16 protein-coding genes are annotated in these 14,323 nt (G+C 70.9%); 8 read left to right on the forward strand and 8 right to left on the reverse strand.

Annotated features, from left to right (window positions below; genetic code table 11):
- Positions 1-8: 8 nt before the first annotated feature.
- The 7 genes from EV278_RS12915 (at position 9) to EV278_RS12945 (ending at position 7,630) form a co-directional block, all read left to right on the forward strand.
- A complete protein-coding gene (locus EV278_RS12915; protein ID WP_132091806.1) occupies positions 9-2,069 on the forward strand; it encodes an ATP-binding protein in 2,061 nt (686 codons plus the stop codon).
- A 90-nt stretch (positions 2,070-2,159) separates the two neighbouring features.
- Complete coding sequence (locus EV278_RS12920; RefSeq protein ID WP_207905485.1) at positions 2,160-3,140, forward strand: ABC transporter substrate-binding protein; 981 nt, start codon at positions 2,160-2,162, stop codon at positions 3,138-3,140.
- Between the two features lie 115 nt (positions 3,141-3,255).
- Positions 3,256-3,993, forward strand: coding sequence for an ABC transporter ATP-binding protein (locus EV278_RS12925; protein WP_132091812.1), 738 nt, complete (start codon positions 3,256-3,258; stop codon positions 3,991-3,993).
- Between the two features lie 109 nt (positions 3,994-4,102).
- Entirely contained in the window at positions 4,103-4,861 is a 759-nt protein-coding gene (locus tag EV278_RS12930) for an ABC transporter permease (protein WP_132091815.1), read from the forward strand.
- A gap of 130 nt (positions 4,862-4,991) precedes the next feature.
- A complete protein-coding gene (locus EV278_RS12935) occupies positions 4,992-5,876 on the forward strand; it encodes a hypothetical protein (protein WP_132091818.1) in 885 nt (294 codons plus the stop codon).
- Positions 5,873-6,964: a DUF2336 domain-containing protein gene (locus EV278_RS12940; protein ID WP_132091821.1), complete on the forward strand. Its 1,092-nt coding sequence runs from the start codon at positions 5,873-5,875 to the stop codon at positions 6,962-6,964. The genes EV278_RS12935 and EV278_RS12940 overlap by 4 nt, the downstream gene beginning before the upstream one ends.
- Positions 6,965-7,039: 75 nt before the next feature.
- Positions 7,040-7,630, forward strand: coding sequence for a hypothetical protein (locus tag EV278_RS12945; RefSeq protein WP_132091824.1), 591 nt, complete (start codon positions 7,040-7,042; stop codon positions 7,628-7,630).
- Positions 7,631-7,690: 60 nt separating this feature from the next.
- On the opposite strand, the gene EV278_RS12950 is transcribed toward EV278_RS12945, so the two are convergent.
- From EV278_RS12950 to EV278_RS12965, 4 genes are all read right to left on the reverse strand, one after another.
- Positions 7,691-8,134, reverse strand: a complete 444-nt coding sequence (locus EV278_RS12950; protein ID WP_132091827.1) for a hypothetical protein — start codon at positions 8,132-8,134, stop codon at positions 7,691-7,693.
- 62 nt (positions 8,135-8,196) lie between these two features.
- Positions 8,197-8,463 (reverse strand): hypothetical protein, encoded by a 267-nt coding sequence (locus EV278_RS12955; RefSeq protein ID WP_243692194.1) that lies wholly within the window; start codon positions 8,461-8,463, stop codon positions 8,197-8,199.
- A 97-nt stretch (positions 8,464-8,560) separates the two neighbouring features.
- On the reverse strand, positions 8,561-9,937 hold the full coding sequence (locus tag EV278_RS12960; protein WP_132091832.1) for a hypothetical protein: 1,377 nt from the start codon (positions 9,935-9,937) through the stop codon (positions 8,561-8,563).
- 363 nt (positions 9,938-10,300) lie between these two features.
- Positions 10,301-10,750: a DUF2214 family protein gene (locus EV278_RS12965; protein ID WP_132091835.1), complete on the reverse strand. Its 450-nt coding sequence runs from the start codon at positions 10,748-10,750 to the stop codon at positions 10,301-10,303.
- Between the two features lie 109 nt (positions 10,751-10,859).
- Here EV278_RS12965 and EV278_RS12970 point away from each other — a divergent pair, with 109 nt between their 5' ends.
- Positions 10,860-11,330 carry a ribonuclease H gene (locus EV278_RS12970; protein ID WP_132091838.1) on the forward strand — a complete coding sequence of 157 codons (471 nt, stop codon included), beginning with the start codon at positions 10,860-10,862 and terminating at the stop codon, positions 11,328-11,330.
- A gap of 69 nt (positions 11,331-11,399) precedes the next feature.
- On the opposite strand, the gene EV278_RS12975 is transcribed toward EV278_RS12970, so the two are convergent.
- From EV278_RS12975 to EV278_RS12990, 4 genes are all read right to left on the reverse strand, one after another.
- The gene (locus tag EV278_RS12975; protein WP_165916629.1) at positions 11,400-12,062 is read right to left on the reverse strand and encodes a DUF1698 domain-containing protein; all 663 of its coding nucleotides are present in this window, start codon (positions 12,060-12,062) and stop codon (positions 11,400-11,402) included.
- A 126-nt stretch (positions 12,063-12,188) separates the two neighbouring features.
- Positions 12,189-12,584: a methylglyoxal synthase gene (locus EV278_RS12980; RefSeq protein WP_132091844.1), complete on the reverse strand. Its 396-nt coding sequence runs from the start codon at positions 12,582-12,584 to the stop codon at positions 12,189-12,191.
- Positions 12,585-12,672: 88 nt separating this feature from the next.
- Entirely contained in the window at positions 12,673-13,245 is a 573-nt protein-coding gene (locus EV278_RS12985; protein ID WP_132091847.1) for a hypothetical protein, read from the reverse strand.
- Positions 13,242-14,306 (reverse strand): hypothetical protein, encoded by a 1,065-nt coding sequence (locus EV278_RS12990; protein WP_132091850.1) that lies wholly within the window; start codon positions 14,304-14,306, stop codon positions 13,242-13,244. Before EV278_RS12990 ends, EV278_RS12985 begins: the two co-directional genes overlap by 4 nt.
- Between the last annotated feature and the right edge of the window lie 17 nt (positions 14,307-14,323).

Consider the following 14,323-nt stretch of genomic DNA (forward strand, 5'->3'; position numbering starts at 1 on the left):
GAACACCCATGCAGGCTAACGTCGCCCATCAGGAACAGCGGCGACAGGATCGGATCCTGTTCGTCCTGGCTATGGCGTTGCTGGCCAGCCAGGCCTTCAGCGACTTCCTGACCCGCAACGCGCTCGGCATAGCAACGCTGTGGCCGACGAACGCCCTGCTGGCCGGCGGCCTGCTGGTGCTGAACCCCCGCCGCCGGGTCGTCCTGACGGTCGTCGCGGTGGTCAGCCATCTGGCTATCGACCTGATGGTTGGCGACAGCCTGGGGCGCGCCGCTCTCTACACCCTGGTCGACGTCGGCGAGGCCCTGCTGGTCTGGTGGGTGGTCAAGCGCTTCTTCGGTCCCCCGCGCGTGCGGACCATGCGGCAGCTGGCCCTGCTGACCACCCTGACCGCGCCCGTCATCCTGGCCATGGCCACGGTCGCCGCGACCGTGCTGACCCTGGCCTATGGCCTGCCCTTCGTGGCGGTGCTGACCGACCGGTTCGTATGCGGGGTGCTGGGCATGGCCATCGTGCTGCCCGCCGTGCTGGTGCTGCTGGACGGCGAGCATCGCCGGGCCTTCCATCGCCCGCTGCTGGAGCAGCTGGGCCTGGCCCTGCTGGCGGCCGCCCTGTCGGCGCTGGTGTTCCACGGCAAGGGGCTGCCCGTGCCCTTCATGCTGTTCCCCGTCGCCCTGCTGACCGCCTTCCGCCTGGGTCCGCGCGGGGCGGCGCAGACATCGCTGATCGTCGCCTGCGTGGCCATTCCGCTGACCGTCCACGGCCTGTGGAACTCGCAGATCCAGACCGACTGGTCGCAGGCCCACCAGAACCGGCTGGTCCAGGTGTTCGTCGGCGTGCTGTTCGTCACCAGCCTGGCCACTGGCCTGGCCCTGGCCCAGCAGGAGCGTCTGCGTCGCCTGCTGGTGCGGCGCGAGCAGCTGACCCGCGCCGCGCGGGCGCGCGCCCTGGCCGCCAACGAAGCCAAGACCGAATTCCTGGCCACCATGAGCCACGAGATCCGCACGCCGCTGAACAGCATGCTCGGTTTCTCGCAACTGCTGGTGGAACGCCGCGACCTGCCGCCCGACGTCCGCCGGCAATTGACCCTGATCGACAGCGCCGGCACGGCCCTGCTGACGGTCGTCAACGACATCCTCGACTTCTCGCGGGTCGAGGCCGGTCAGGTGGAGCTCCTGTTCCAGCCCACCTCGGCGGCGGCGGTGCTGCACGACGCGGTGGGCATCATCCGGCCCGAGGCCGAAAACAAGGGTTTGGCGCTCGAGGTCGATGTCGTTGATCCCGTCGGCGGCCTTCACGACCTCGACGGCCTGCGCCTGCGACAGGTGTTGCTGAACCTGCTGAACAACGCGGTGAAGTTCACCGAGGCGGGGCGGATCCGGGCCTGCCTGACCGTCGAGCCCGGTGAGATCGAGGACCGGTTGAAGTTCGAAATCGTCGACACCGGTGTCGGCATCGCCGTCGAGCGGCAGGGCCGGCTGTTCCAGCGCTTCAGCCAGGTCGACAGCTCGGCCAGCCGTCCGTATGGCGGCGCGGGCCTGGGCCTGGCGATCAGCAAGGCGCTGGTCGAGCTGATGGGCGGCAAGATCGGCTTCGACAGCGCCCCGGGCCACGGCTCGGCCTTCTGGCTGGAGCTGCAGGCGCCGCAGGTCGAACCCTATGACGTCGGCGAACCACAGCCGGCCGCCGCTCCCGGCGCGGCCCGCATCCTGCTGGTCGACGACCACCCGATGAACCGCGAGATCGGCGCGGCCCTGCTGAGTCTGGTCGGCTGTCAGGTCGAAACCGCCGACAACGGCGAGCAGGCCGTGGCCAAGGCGGCGCGCGGCGGGTTCGACATCATCCTGATGGACATCCACATGCCGCAGATGGACGGCCTGGCCGCCACCCGCGCCATCCGCGCCCTCGACGGCGGGGCGGGCGAGGTGCCGATCATCGCCATGAGCGCCGACGCCCTGCCCCAGCAAGTCGAGCGCTGCTACGCCGCCGGCATGGTCGACCACGTGGCCAAGCCGGTGCAACGCGAGGTGCTGTACGCCAAGGTCAACCGCTGGTTGGCGCGGACGTAGGGACGCTCTTGGAGAGGCATGAATCCCTGACCGGACTTCCCAGGCCGCGCCTCGACCACTAGGTTCACCCCGCACCTCGGGGAGACCATGATGAAGATCCTGCGCCTGGCCGCCGTGGCTTTCTGCGCCGCCCTGGCCGCCTGCTCGCCCGCCAAGCAGGAGACCGCCGAACCCGCCGGCCGCACCGCCCTGAAACTGGCCACCGACTGGAAAGGCGAGGCCGAGCTGGGCGGCTACTACCAGGCCCTGGCGACCGGCGAATACGCCAAGCGCGGCCTGGACGTGACCCTGATCCAGGGCGGCCCGGGCGTGAACGTGCCCCAGCTGCTGGCCACCGGCGCGGTCGATGTCGGCGTCGGTTCCAACAGCTTCATCGTGCTGAACCTGGCCAAGGAGAAGGTTCCCGTCAAAGCCGTGGCCGCCTTCATGGACAAGGACCCCCAGGTGCTGATCGCCCACGACGGCGTGGGCATCAGTTCGATCGCCGACATGAAGGGCCACCCGATCCTGTTGTCGGACGCCTCGATCACCGCCTTCTGGGTCTGGCTGAAGGCCAAGCACGGCTTCACCGACGCCCAGGTGCGCAAGTACAACTACTCGGCCGCGCCGTTCCTGGCCGACAAGTCGGTGGTCCAGCAAGGCTACGCCACCTCCGAGCCCTACCTGATCCAGAAGGAGGGCAAGATCACGCCCAAGGTCTTCCTGCTGGCCGATGACGGCTACCCCGCCTACGCCTCGTTCGCCCTGGTCCCCGACGCCCTGATCGCCAAGAATCCGGCCGCGGTGAAGGCCTTCGTCGAGGCCACGGCCGCCGGCTGGACCAGCTACCTCTACGGCGATCCCAAGCCGGGCGACGCCCTGATCCTCAAGGACAATCCGGAAATGACCCAGGACGTCCTGGACCAGGCCCGCGAGAAGATGCGATCCTACGGCATCGTGTCCCGTCAGGGCGTGGGCAAGATGGACGACGCCCGCTGGGCCGAGTTCTTCAAGGTGGCGTCCGAACAGGGCGTCTACCCCAAGGACATGGACTACAAGCGCGCCTACACGCTGGATTTCCTGCCGAAGTGAGTGCGAACGCCCCCTCAGTCGGCTTCGCCGACGGCTCCCCCAGAGGGGGAGCATCCGTACGACGTAGATCCTGCCCCTCCGGGGGAGGTGACCCGAAGGGCCGGAGGGGGCTCGCGTGATCGCCGCCCTGAACCAGGTCGAGGTCGACTACGCCCGTGGCCGCGCCCTGGGACCGATCGATCTCGCCCTTTCGCCCGGCGAGATCGTCGCCCTGGTCGGGCCGTCGGGCTGCGGCAAGTCCACAGCCCTGCGGCTGCTGGCGGGCCTTGAGGCGCCGACGCGCGGGACCGTCCTCCGCACAGCCGGCAAGGGCGAGACCTCGGTGGTCTTCCAGGCCCCGACCTTGGCCCCGTGGCTGAGCGCGGCGGCCAATGTCGCCCTGCCGCTGGAATTGGCAGGGGTGTCGAGGGCCCAGGCCAAGGCCCAGGCCGTCGACGCCCTGGTCAAGGTGGGGCTGAAGAGGGCCGAGACGGCCCGCCCCGCCCAGCTGTCGGGGGGCATGGCCATGCGCGCGTCGCTGGCCCGCGCCCTGGTCACCCGCCCGCGCCTGCTGCTGCTGGACGAGCCGTTCGCGGCCCTGGACGAGATCACCCGCCGCGCCCTGGCCGACGACGTCCTGGCCCTGGCGGCGGAGCTCACCCCGGCCGTGGTCTTCGTCACCCACAATGTCGAGGAGGCCGTCTACATGGCCCGCCGGGTCGTGGTGATGAGCCCCGGACCGGGCCGCGTCGCCGGCGAGGTGGCGGTCGAGGGCCCGATGGTCCGGCCGCCGGGCTTTCGCACCACCGCCGCGTTTCGGGAGACGGCGGAGCAGGTGTCGCGGCTGCTGGCGCTTCATGGAGCCGTCGCGTGAGCTCCCTCAGCCGCTCCGCGACAGCTCCCCCAGAGGGGGAGCCTCCACGCTCCGATAGCTCCTCCCCCTCTGGGGGAGGTGGCCCTAAGGGCCGGAGGGGGCCAGCGGCATGACCCGCCTCCTCGCCCCGATCATCCTCATCGCCCTTCTCCTCGCGGCCTGGGAAGCGGCCTGCCGAGTCCTGGCTGTCCCCGTCTACCTGCTGCCCACGCCGTCGGCGATCGGCGCGGCCTTGGCCGAAGGCTGGCCGCTGCTGCTGGCCAGCGCCTGGACCACCCTGTCGACCGCCCTGGTCGGCTTGGCTCTGGCCAGCGTCCTGGCGTGCGGTCTGGCCCTGGCGGTCAGCCTGAACCCGACCGTCGAGGACGCCGTGCGGCCGGTCGCCGTCACCCTGCAGGTCACGCCGCTGGTCGCCATCGGGCCGCTGATGACCATCTGGGCCGGGATCGAGCACCCGCAGCGCGCCGTCGTCGCCCTGGCGGCGGTGGCGGCCTTCTTCCCGATCTTCTCGGGCGCCCTGACCGGCCTCAAGGCGGTCGATCCGGATCTGGCCCGACTGTTCGACCTCTATGGCGCCCGCCGGATCCAGCGCCTGTGGCGGCTGCGGCTGCCCTCGGCCGTGCCCGCCCTGCTGGAAGGTCACAAGGTGGCGGCCGGCCTGGCCGTGGTCGGAGCCGTGGTCGCCGAGTTCGTGGCCGGATCGGGCGGGAACCAGGGACTGGCCTGGCGAATCCTGGAGGCGTCGAACCGCCTGCAGACCGCGCGGGTGTTCGCCGCCCTGGCGATCCTGGCTATCCTCGGTGTGGCCCTGCACGGGCTGCTCAGCCTGGCCGAACGCCGCCTGCTGACGTGGTGGCGCGGCCGCTGAGGCCTGAAGGCCGAGTCGAAAACACGACACAAACCGCACAATCTTGCAGTGTGGCCGGGCCGCGTTAGGTCAAGATTAAGTCCCGATATCTATCAATTGGACCGATCCCGCGACCTGTCGGACCGGTTCAATGCGTCTCGCCCTGCTCCTGCCCGTGCTGTTCTGCGTCGCCGCTCCGGCCCATGCTGAGGGCGCGCGCGAGAGCCGCTACGGCCCGACGACGCCGCGCCAGACTTCCGCCGCAGCGACCGCCGTCGCCACGCGCTACGACGGCCCGATGCTCAGCTGGGCCAACAAGCGCGAAGCGCCGAGCGACCCGGTCACCGCTGCGACGCCAACGTCAACACCAGCTCAGCCCGCCCCGCTCGCCGCCTGGGCGGGCTACAGCGCGCGACCGGAGCCCGTCGCCTACGCTCCGCCCGTGGCGCCCACCTTTGCGCCACGCCCCACGGCGCTGCCGACCAGCCTCTACGCCGCGCCCCGCCCATCGCCGGTCGCCGTCGCGACGCCCGCGCCAGCTCGCCCCGCGCCGCTCCGCGACCGGGCCAGCTATGACAGGCCTCCAGCGCCCGCCGCCGTGCAGCCCGCCGCGAGCCGCCCGTCGCCGGTGGTCGGGGCTACCCCCGGCCCCGCCAGGGACTGGTCCAGCTATCGCAGCGTCCGCATGGCGACCGCCGCCTCTGCGCCTGCCGCCGCGCCGGTATCGGCCCCAGCGCCCGCGCCAGCCCCCCCGCCGCCCGCACCCCGCCAGATCGCCGCCGCCAATACCGGCGTGACCGGGGCCCGCTTCTATTCCGTGGCCCGCGAGTCCGGCCTGACGCCCGATCCGATCCCGCCGGCCGGTCCCGACCATCAGGTGTTGATCACCACCGACGCGCCGCCCTCGCCGGCCGAGGACGCCGCTCCGATGCACGGCTCGGCCGACTGGCTGGCGGCCGGAGCGCGTGGCGACGACGACGGTGATGGCGACGACAGCGCCGCCCGCCGCGCCAAGCCCCGGAAACAAGGCCTTTGATCCAGTCGCGCCTCCACGACCTCATCGCCCTGGCCGATGAGCCGTCCAGCTCGCGCCGCCGCGAACTGCTGCGCGGGGTCACTGACCTGTTCTTCACCGCCGAGGGCCATGGCGACGTGGAGATGGGCCTGTTCGACGACGTGCTGGGCCAACTGGCCGGCGAGATGGAAGAGGCCGTGCGGATCGAGCTGGCCGAACGGCTGGGCACGAGCGCCACCCCGCCGCCGACCCTGACCCGCGCCCTGGCCAGCGACAGCATCGCCGTCGCCCGTCCTATCCTTCAAGGCGCTCCCCAGCTCAGCGAGGCCGACCTGCTGCACGTGGCCCGCACCCAGGGCCAGGACCACCTGCGGGCCATCTCGCAGCGTTCCGTCGTGCCCAGCCAGGTGTCCGACGCCATCGTCCAGCGCGGCGACGACACCACCCTGGGCGTGCTGCTGCGCAACGAGGGCGCGGTGCTGTCACGCCAGGCCCACGAGGCGGCCGTCGACCGCGCCGCAGCCAATCCCGAACTGCACGAGGCGGTGATCGATCGCCAGGCCCTGCCGATGGACCTGCTCAACGAGATGTACTTCGTGGCCGAGGCGCGACTGCGCGACCGGATCATGGAGCGCAACGCCAATGTCGATCCGGCCATCCTGGAAGCCGCCCTCAAGGCTGGCCGCAACCGCGTCGCGGCCAGCGACGGCGCCCTGCCGGCCGACTATGACGCGGCGGTCAAGGAGGTCACCGCCCTGAAGGCGCGCGGCGCCGTCACGCCCCAGGCCCTGGTCGCCATGCTCCGCGCCAACCGCACCACCATCTTCCTGGTCGCCCTGGCCGAACTGGCCGACGTCGACTTCCACACCGCCCGCAAGATTATCGAGCGCCGCGAACTGGACGCCCTGTCCGTAATCTGCAAGGCGGCGGACTTCGATCGCGCCCTGTTCCTGACCTTCGCCCTGCTGATCCTCGATCCCAACGACAACGCCATGGGCAAGGCCAAGGAATATGGCAAGCTCTACGCTGCCCTGCCCCGCGACGCGGCCCTGCGCACCATCCGCTTCTGGCGCATGCGCCGCACGACGGGCGACGTCGCGGCGGCTTGACGCATCGCGCGGAACTGGCGTCCCCTCAACGCCGTTCCCTCATGTCGAGAGGCCTTCCGTCTCCGGAGCGCCCTGGTGAAATTGCCCGAAAACAAGAAAGTCCTGATCGCTGGCGTCGCCGCGGCGGCGGTGGTGACGACGGCCGCCGCGGTGATGGCGGTCTGGCCCGCCCTGACGCGACCCGACCCGCCGGCGGAGGCGGCCGGGGACGGCGGCCTGCGCATCCGCGTGGTCGAACCGCCCAAGGCGGCTGTCCCCCGCGCCGGTCCATTGGATGTCGGCCTGTCCGAGGCCGCCCAGGCCATGGCGAAGAGCCGCGAGGCCCTATTCACCGGAACGTCGACCTATCTTCCGGCGTCGCCTTCCCTGCCTGTTCGGAACACGCGGGCGGACGAGGATGGCGGCCCGCCGTCCCTCGGGCCTGCCGACGACCATTGGGAGCGCGAGCGAGCTGGAAGCGGCTTCGAGCTTGCCCGGCGACTGCGGCAAGAGGAACGGGCGGCCAGCCGCGAACGCGCGCGCCGCGAGGCTTGGGAAGAGACCGAACGCGACCGCCGCTGGGACGAGGAGCACGAGCGGGAGTCCGCCGACGCCCAGCGCCGTGACGATGGCTATGATCCCCCGCCCTCCCCCGACGACGACCGCCCGCCGCCCGAACCCCAGTGAGGCGGAGCGTCGGGACGAGCGGATCGGGAAAGCGGTGACGCAAGACCCGGGAGCCGCGCCCTAGCCGCGTCGCCGATGCATTAAGGTCAACAGCCAGCCGACGCCCAGACCGCCCACGACGGTCAGCGGCAGGGTCAGCGGGTCAGGCGTGGGCGCGTGCAGCCACAGGTCCCTGCCGGCCACCAGGCCCCAGACGATCAGGCCCCAGATCGCGCCGTACACCGCCCACGGATACTGGTCCACCCAGCCCCGCAGACCCGGCCGCGGCTCGGGCTCACGCGCCGGCTCGACCGGCCCGCCGCAGGCGCGGCAGGTCCAGCCGCCCCAGGGCCCCAGAGGCGCGGCGTCCGCCTCGACCGGCGCTTCGCAGGCCTTGCAGCGCGGCGGCTCGGCGCGCCGACGCACCATCGACGGCAGGCCGCGCAGCCCCATGATCACGATGAACAGATAGAGGACGAGATAGAGCGCCTGGGAGACGTCCACGTCCTTGAAATTCTCGCCCATGTCGCCCCCGAAACGCTACGCCACCAAGCTAGGGCGTGTCGCGCCTCGGGTCGAGCGGCCGATCAGCGAATGCGGATGCGGACCGGGACGTCGATGAACGAGCCGGCGCGGCTCTTGCCGTCGGGGCCCATCAGGTCGACCTGGAACTGCGACGCCATGGTCAGGGCCGCCTTGCCCACGCCCATTTCCGCCGGGAATTCGCTCTGCACCGAACAGGCGGTCAGGCCGCCGTCGCGCTTGACCATGCAGCTCAGCAGCGCCTCGGCGATCTGCGGCTGTACGTCCTTGACCTGGGTGACGGCGGGCTGGGCCACGGGCGTCGGAACGATCGAGACAGCGGCGGCGGCGAGCAACGAAGCGATCACTGGGTCTTCCCTACTGGTGCTTGGGTCCGGCCCGTTCGGGACCGTCCGGTTTCATTCTGGGTCAGGCGGCGTGCGCCTGCTTGACCCTTTGCAACCCCTGGGCCGCGAGGTCGGTCAGAGACCGCAGGCCCAGTTCGGCGAAGATGTCGAAGGCGCTGGCCAGGGCCGTGGCGGCCCGGGTCAGCCGGCCGTCGTCGCGGCCGGTAATCTCGACCCGGGCCTCGTAGAGCCGGGCCAGGTTCATCTGGGTCACGGCCCAGGCGGCTGGATCGCGAGACCCTGGGGTCGCGGTCAGTTCGGCCTTGAAGGCCATCTCGGCGGCGTCCAGCACGGCCAGGTCGGCGGTCAGCTCAGCGCAGCGGGCCAGACTGAGGGCGCGGTTGTTGGCGACCACGGCGCGCAGGGCCAGGGCCGGCTGGGTCTTGAGGATGTGCGAGGCGCGGTCGTAGCACGTGACCGCCCGCTCGAAGCAGCGCTCCGAGGTGGTGGCCTCGCCCATGGCCTGCAGGCCGGCGCCCAGGGCGGCCTGGGCCCGGGCCCAGTCCATTGGGCTGTGATCGGCGGTGACCGGCTCCAGCGCCTGGGCCAGGGCTTCGACGCCGTCGGCGATGAAGTTGATCTCGCCGTCCAGCTCGCCCAGCTGCACCAGGGCGGTCCCGCGCAGGGACTCCAGCCGCGACCAGGCCAGGGGTTCGAAGTCGGGATCCAGGCCCGCCTCGGCCTCCCTGGCCTCAGCCAGGGCCACCTCGGTGAGGGCGCGGTCCTTCAGGCGGGCGGCGCAGGCCAGCAGCAGCTCGACGCGGGCGGCGCGCTGGTCGGCCAGCAGCAGGCGCGAGGCTCCGCCCTTGACCCGGCGGGCGGCCGACAGGCCCCGCAGCGGCGCCTCGAAGGCCTCGGCGGCGGCCAGGGCGCGATCCAGGTCGTTCTCGCCCAGAGCCACGCGGCCCTCCAATCCGGCCAGCAGGGCCTCGACCATGGCGCAGCGGTGCCCCGGGGCGGTCTTGGCCAGGGTCAGGGTGGCCCCGGCGGCGGCGTGCAGTCCCTCGTCGCCGAACAGGTCGGCGCCCAGCACGGCCAGGGTCGCCTGCTCGCAGCGCGCGGCGGCCAGGCTCTCCGGCTTGTGCTCGGCTTCGAAGATCTTGGCGGCGGCTTCGGCCTGGGCCGCGCCCTTGCGCAGGGCGGCGGCGTCGCCCGAGCGGCGGGCCAGCTCGCGCCAGACGACGGCGGCTTCGAGCAGCCGGTGGCCGCGATCCTTCGCCCCGATCCGGCCGGCCGCGACATCGGCCGCGCGGGCCTCGTTGACCAGCAGGCGCAGGTCCAGCAGCTCCAGCAGCGAGGTGTCGCCGCCGGTCAGTCCGTCGCGATGCGCCGCGGCCCGCGCGGGAGCGGCGGCGTCGACTCCGAAGAGTCTTTTCAGGTCACGACCGAAATCGAACATCGCTGCGTACTCCGGACACGGAACGTCCCAGGCCGGGACGTCCGGCGCAGGTTCAACGCACGACTAGCAAAGCCGGAGCCAACACGTTTAACAAGCCGTTAACGAAGCCTAAGGCGGCGTTAACCATAAATATTTGCAACGCGCTTGCACTTCGTTCCTCAAGGGGGTCCAAACCCCCGTTTTTGCACCGATTTGGCACACTTCTTGCTTGACCGTCCCCGGCCGAGAAACGGACTCCGACGCGCTCGTTAGAACATTGTTCACCGAAGTGAAAATGACGTTAACCATAGATTTTAAGATCGAGTTTACCTTCTGTTCCGGCCCGGCTGCTCAACGGCGCCCGGAACGCGACTCCCTCGCCGGCTAGAGGCCGTAGCCGCGAGCCATGGCGGCGGCGAAGATCGGGATCAGAGCGAAGACCAGAAGCTCGGCCAGCATCACCTTGCGGACCTTGGCGACCTCGGTGTCCGACGGGGTGAAGGCGGAATCGGCCTTGGCCTGCTTGCGCCATTTCAGAATGGCGATCGTCGGGGCGATCGACAGCAGCCCCACCGCCGCGAAGGCGGCGATCTTGGCCCAGAACACCGGGTTGTGCAGATAGAAGTCCGCCCCCTTGGCGCCCAGATAGACCCGGCAGAAGCCGACCACCAGGATCAGGGTCGCCGTCCCGCCGTAGCTGGCGTCGATCCCGGCCAGGGCCTTGAGACTTGCTCCGCTCACGCCGGGCCTGACCAGCACGAACCCGGCCATCATCAGCCCGGCCAGCGACAGGATCAGCAGGTGGTGCAGGACGGCCAGGACGAGATCCAGCATGGCGGGCTCCGACTCGGTGGAACGTTGGACCAGCATGGCCGGAAGAACGGCGTTCGTCACGGGCCCGCCTGCTCTGGCCAGCCCTCGCCTCCCCCTCTAAACAGGGGCCATGACCGCTTCCGTCGACCTCTGGACCGCCTCGCTCTGCAAACCCGATCCCGGCTATGGCGGCTGGGCCCATGTGCGCCGGAACGCCGACGGGACCCTGGCCGGCGCGGCGGGCGGCGAGCGACGGGTCAGCGGCGCCAGGATGGTGCTGACCGGAGTGATCGAGGCGCTGGCGGCCCTGGGCGACCTGCCGGCCGACACGGCCGTCACCCTGCACTTCGCCGATCCGGCCCTGGCGGCGGAACTGGTCGCCAGCGACGGCGCCTGGGCCACGGCCGAGCCCGAGGCCTGGGCCGCAGCCCGCCAGCGGCTGGCCGCTCGGCCGGTGCTGACCTTGTCGCCCCTGGCCGATGCGACGCCCGCCGCCGGCTTCCTGAAGGCCTGGGCCGACTTCGGGCTCGACACCGCCAAGACGCGGGGCACGTTCAAGGCGGCGATCCCGCGGCCGAACCTGCTGAAGTTTCCCGGCTAGCCACGTGGACCCGCCGCATGGGCGTTCGGCGTCGCAGGGAGCCACCGGGGCGGCGAGGCGTCGCTCCGCCTAGCGCACGACCCCGTGCCGATTTCCCTGCCCGGCGGACTGCGGCATGTAGGACGGGCGGCGGGGCAGTATCTTGTCGGACAGGCTGTCGGCGCCATTGGCGATCCGCCCGCGGACGGAAACCCGGCCGACGGCATAGTCGCCGGCCTGCCAGCTCGGCTGGTCGAGGTTGGTCTGCTCAATGTCCACGAGGCCAACGATCGCCAGCATTTCCTTGAGACAAGGAAGGTTCGGCGTCCACCAATTGGAGGGATTTTCGTCCAGAGTATCGCCTGGATGGAAGATCATGAGCGGATGTTCCGAGGGACCGATGGCGACGGTCGTCTCAATGTGCATCGCGCCCCCAAGCTTTCCGAGCTTCCTGAGACGAAACAGCAGGGAGAGCGGATTTTCGACGTGATAGAGCACGCCAGCGCAGCGCACGATGTCGAATTCAGGAAGCTGCAGCGCCTTTTCCGAGAGAATGTCGAGCTGGAGGAAGGAGAAGTTGGACCGCTCCATGGTCATCTTGAGGTGGGGCGAGGTGCAGTAGTCGACCCCCAGCACGGGTGAGGCGCCACGCGTCACCGCCTCGGCGCAGATCCCGCCTTCCCAACACCCCACGTCGATGAAACTCAGACCTTCCAGACGTTCGGGCAGGCCGTCGCGAGACCACACGTCCATTGCAGCTCCTTCAATCGAAGTTCGATTATCCCAAGACATACAGCGACTGGTAGATTCGGAAACACGGCCTTTGGGCCGCCCGGCCCAGAGCAGGCACGGCAAGCTCCTGGTCCTGATCGCGGCGCTTCACCGTCCCGCCACGATCAGATCCGCCGTGGCCGGATTGCAGGCGAAGGGGATGTCGGCCAGGGTCGCCATGCGGATCAGCGCCTTGACGTCGACGTCGTGCGGCTGCGGCGACAGCGGGTCGACGAAGAACACCAGCATGTCCAGCAGCCCCTCGGCCAACAGCGCGCCCAGCTGCTGGTCGCCGCCCAGCGGGCCGCTCTTCAGCCGGGTGAGGTCCAGGTCCGGCAAGGCCTGCAGGATCCGTCCGCCGGTGGTGCCCGTGGCGTACAGCCGGTGCCGCGACAGGAACGCCTGGTGGGCCACGGACCAGTCGACCAGGGCGGTCTTCTTGTCGTCGTGGGCGACCAATCCGATGGAAAGGGAGCCGATGGCGTGCGAGGCGGCGGCGGGCATGGGGATTCTCCAGGATCCTGCTCTCTCCTAGCCCTTCCCCGCGGACCTGGAAAAGTCGAACCTTGGTAGACACGGCGGAGGCCCTTCATCAGGCGAACCGGATCCTGGCCGGGGCCGCGAATTCCGGGGTCGCCTTCTCGACCAGCACCTGGTCGTGCAGCGACAACTTGGCGTTGGCCGAGAACACCCCGGCCGTGGCGCAGACCACCTTTCCGGCGCGCACCTCCAGCCTCACGCCCTTGGCCTTCAGGGCCAGCTCGATCTCGAAATCCAGATCCGCCACCTTGACCGCGCCGTAGCGCAACTCGATCCGCGGCTTGTGGGTGGAGGCGATCTCGTGGTCGTCGAGGTCCTGGAAAAAGGCGTCTTCGGGATTGACCTTGGACTCCTCGACGCATTTTTTGAACCGTTCCAGCTTCATCCAGCCATCGAACAGCACCCGTTCGACCGACAGGTCCAGCAGCTTGCCGACCTCGTCGCGGCAACCGCTCTCGACGTCGTTCCAACAGGCGCTGGGAAACTTCTGGGCCGCCTTGGTGATGGCCTGGGTCAGGGGCGGGGCGTTCTTGCAGGCGTCCAACGGATCGCCGCCGTCGTCGGCGAACAGGGCCCGCCAGGTCGTGGCGCCGGAGGCCGGCGGATGGGGGGCCGCCTGGGTCATGGCGCGGTCTCCAGCGCGGGATAGTCCAGCCTCACCTCGCCGGCGTCGGCGGCAAGGGCGAACCGCAGCGACACCGCCATGCCGGCGCGGGGCGGACCGTCGGGTTTCAGGACCACGACGCCGGGGTCGGGAACCAGGGCGATCTCCGGCGCGCAGGGGACGGACGCGGCGTGCGACGACGCGGGCCGCGCTCGGCCCAGCCAGCGGGCGAGACCGAACCCGCCCCCGGCGGCCACGGCCAGGGCGACCAGCCACAGCCAGATCGGAATGGTTGGGGCCTTGGCGGGAAGCGGCGCAGGCGGCGCGATGGGCGGCGGCGCGACGGGCGGCGGCGCGGCGACGGAGGGCGGCGGCTCAGCGGCCGCGACCGGCGGAGACTGGGGCTCGACGACGGGCGTGGGCTGAACCGGCTCCGGCTCGACCGGCCGGGACGTGAGGGTCGGCGGCGCCCGGGCGGGCCGCGTCTGGACTCGTGGCGTCTGGACTGGCGGCTTCGACTGCACGACCGGCGGCGTGGGCCGGGGCTCGACGGGCGCCGGTTCGACGGTGGGCGGGGTCTGCAGAACCAGCGGCGGTTGGCCGCGCAGCCCCGCTTGGCGCCACCTGTCGGCCGTGCAGCGTCGCCAGCGCTCCGGGGTGTCGGCATAGGCCGCGCAAGCGGCCTGGATATCGGGAATGACCGCCAGGGGGTCGGCGGGCGGGCTGGGCGTGGCCGGCGGCGGTCTGGGACGGTTGCGCCAGGCGTCGATCAGCCGCTCGATCTGGGGGGTGACGTCCACCGGCTCGCGAGTTGGCGCCTGCGTCGAGTCGCCGGGCGTGGTCGTCGCCCCCGGGGCGGTCGTCGACGGCGCCGTGTCGGGGAACCGTCGGCGGCAATAGGCCGTCGGATCGGTCCGACCGGCATAGGACCGCAGGCATTCATCGTAGGTTCTGGGCGCGGTCGGGGCGGCGGAGGCGGCGTAGGGAGCGGTCGGAACCGCTGTCGTCGTCATCGGGCGGATCGGCTGCTGGAACGCGGCGGCCGATGTCGCGATCGCCAGCAGCGCCAACGCCGCGACCAAGCCGCCAGCCCTGCCCG

It is taken from the genome of Caulobacter sp. BK020 (genome assembly GCF_004342605.1).
Classification (GTDB): domain Bacteria; phylum Pseudomonadota; class Alphaproteobacteria; order Caulobacterales; family Caulobacteraceae; genus Caulobacter.

Bases quoted from the DNA above. Each gene is read 5' to 3' on its own strand.
- EV278_RS12915 (WP_132091806.1), top strand. From the start codon at position 9: ATGCAGGCTAACGTCGCCCATCAGGAACAGCGGCGACAGGATCGGATC.
- EV278_RS12920 (WP_207905485.1), top strand. From the start codon at position 2,160: ATGAAGATCCTGCGCCTGGCCGCCGTGGCTTTCTGCGCCGCCCTGGCC.
- EV278_RS12930 (WP_132091815.1), top strand. From the start codon at position 4,103: ATGACCCGCCTCCTCGCCCCGATCATCCTCATCGCCCTTCTCCTCGCG.
- EV278_RS12935 (WP_132091818.1), top strand. From the start codon at position 4,992: ATGCGTCTCGCCCTGCTCCTGCCCGTGCTGTTCTGCGTCGCCGCTCCG.
- EV278_RS12950 (WP_132091827.1), bottom strand. From the start codon at position 8,134: ATGGGCGAGAATTTCAAGGACGTGGACGTCTCCCAGGCGCTCTATCTC.
- EV278_RS12960 (WP_132091832.1), bottom strand. From the start codon at position 9,937: ATGTTCGATTTCGGTCGTGACCTGAAAAGACTCTTCGGAGTCGACGCC.
- EV278_RS12965 (WP_132091835.1), bottom strand. From the start codon at position 10,750: ATGCTGGATCTCGTCCTGGCCGTCCTGCACCACCTGCTGATCCTGTCG.
- EV278_RS12970 (WP_132091838.1), top strand. From the start codon at position 10,860: ATGACCGCTTCCGTCGACCTCTGGACCGCCTCGCTCTGCAAACCCGAT.
- EV278_RS12975 (WP_165916629.1), bottom strand. From the start codon at position 12,062: ATGGACGTGTGGTCTCGCGACGGCCTGCCCGAACGTCTGGAAGGTCTG.
- EV278_RS12980 (WP_132091844.1), bottom strand. From the start codon at position 12,584: ATGCCCGCCGCCGCCTCGCACGCCATCGGCTCCCTTTCCATCGGATTG.
- EV278_RS12985 (WP_132091847.1), bottom strand. From the start codon at position 13,245: ATGACCCAGGCGGCCCCCCATCCGCCGGCCTCCGGCGCCACGACCTGG.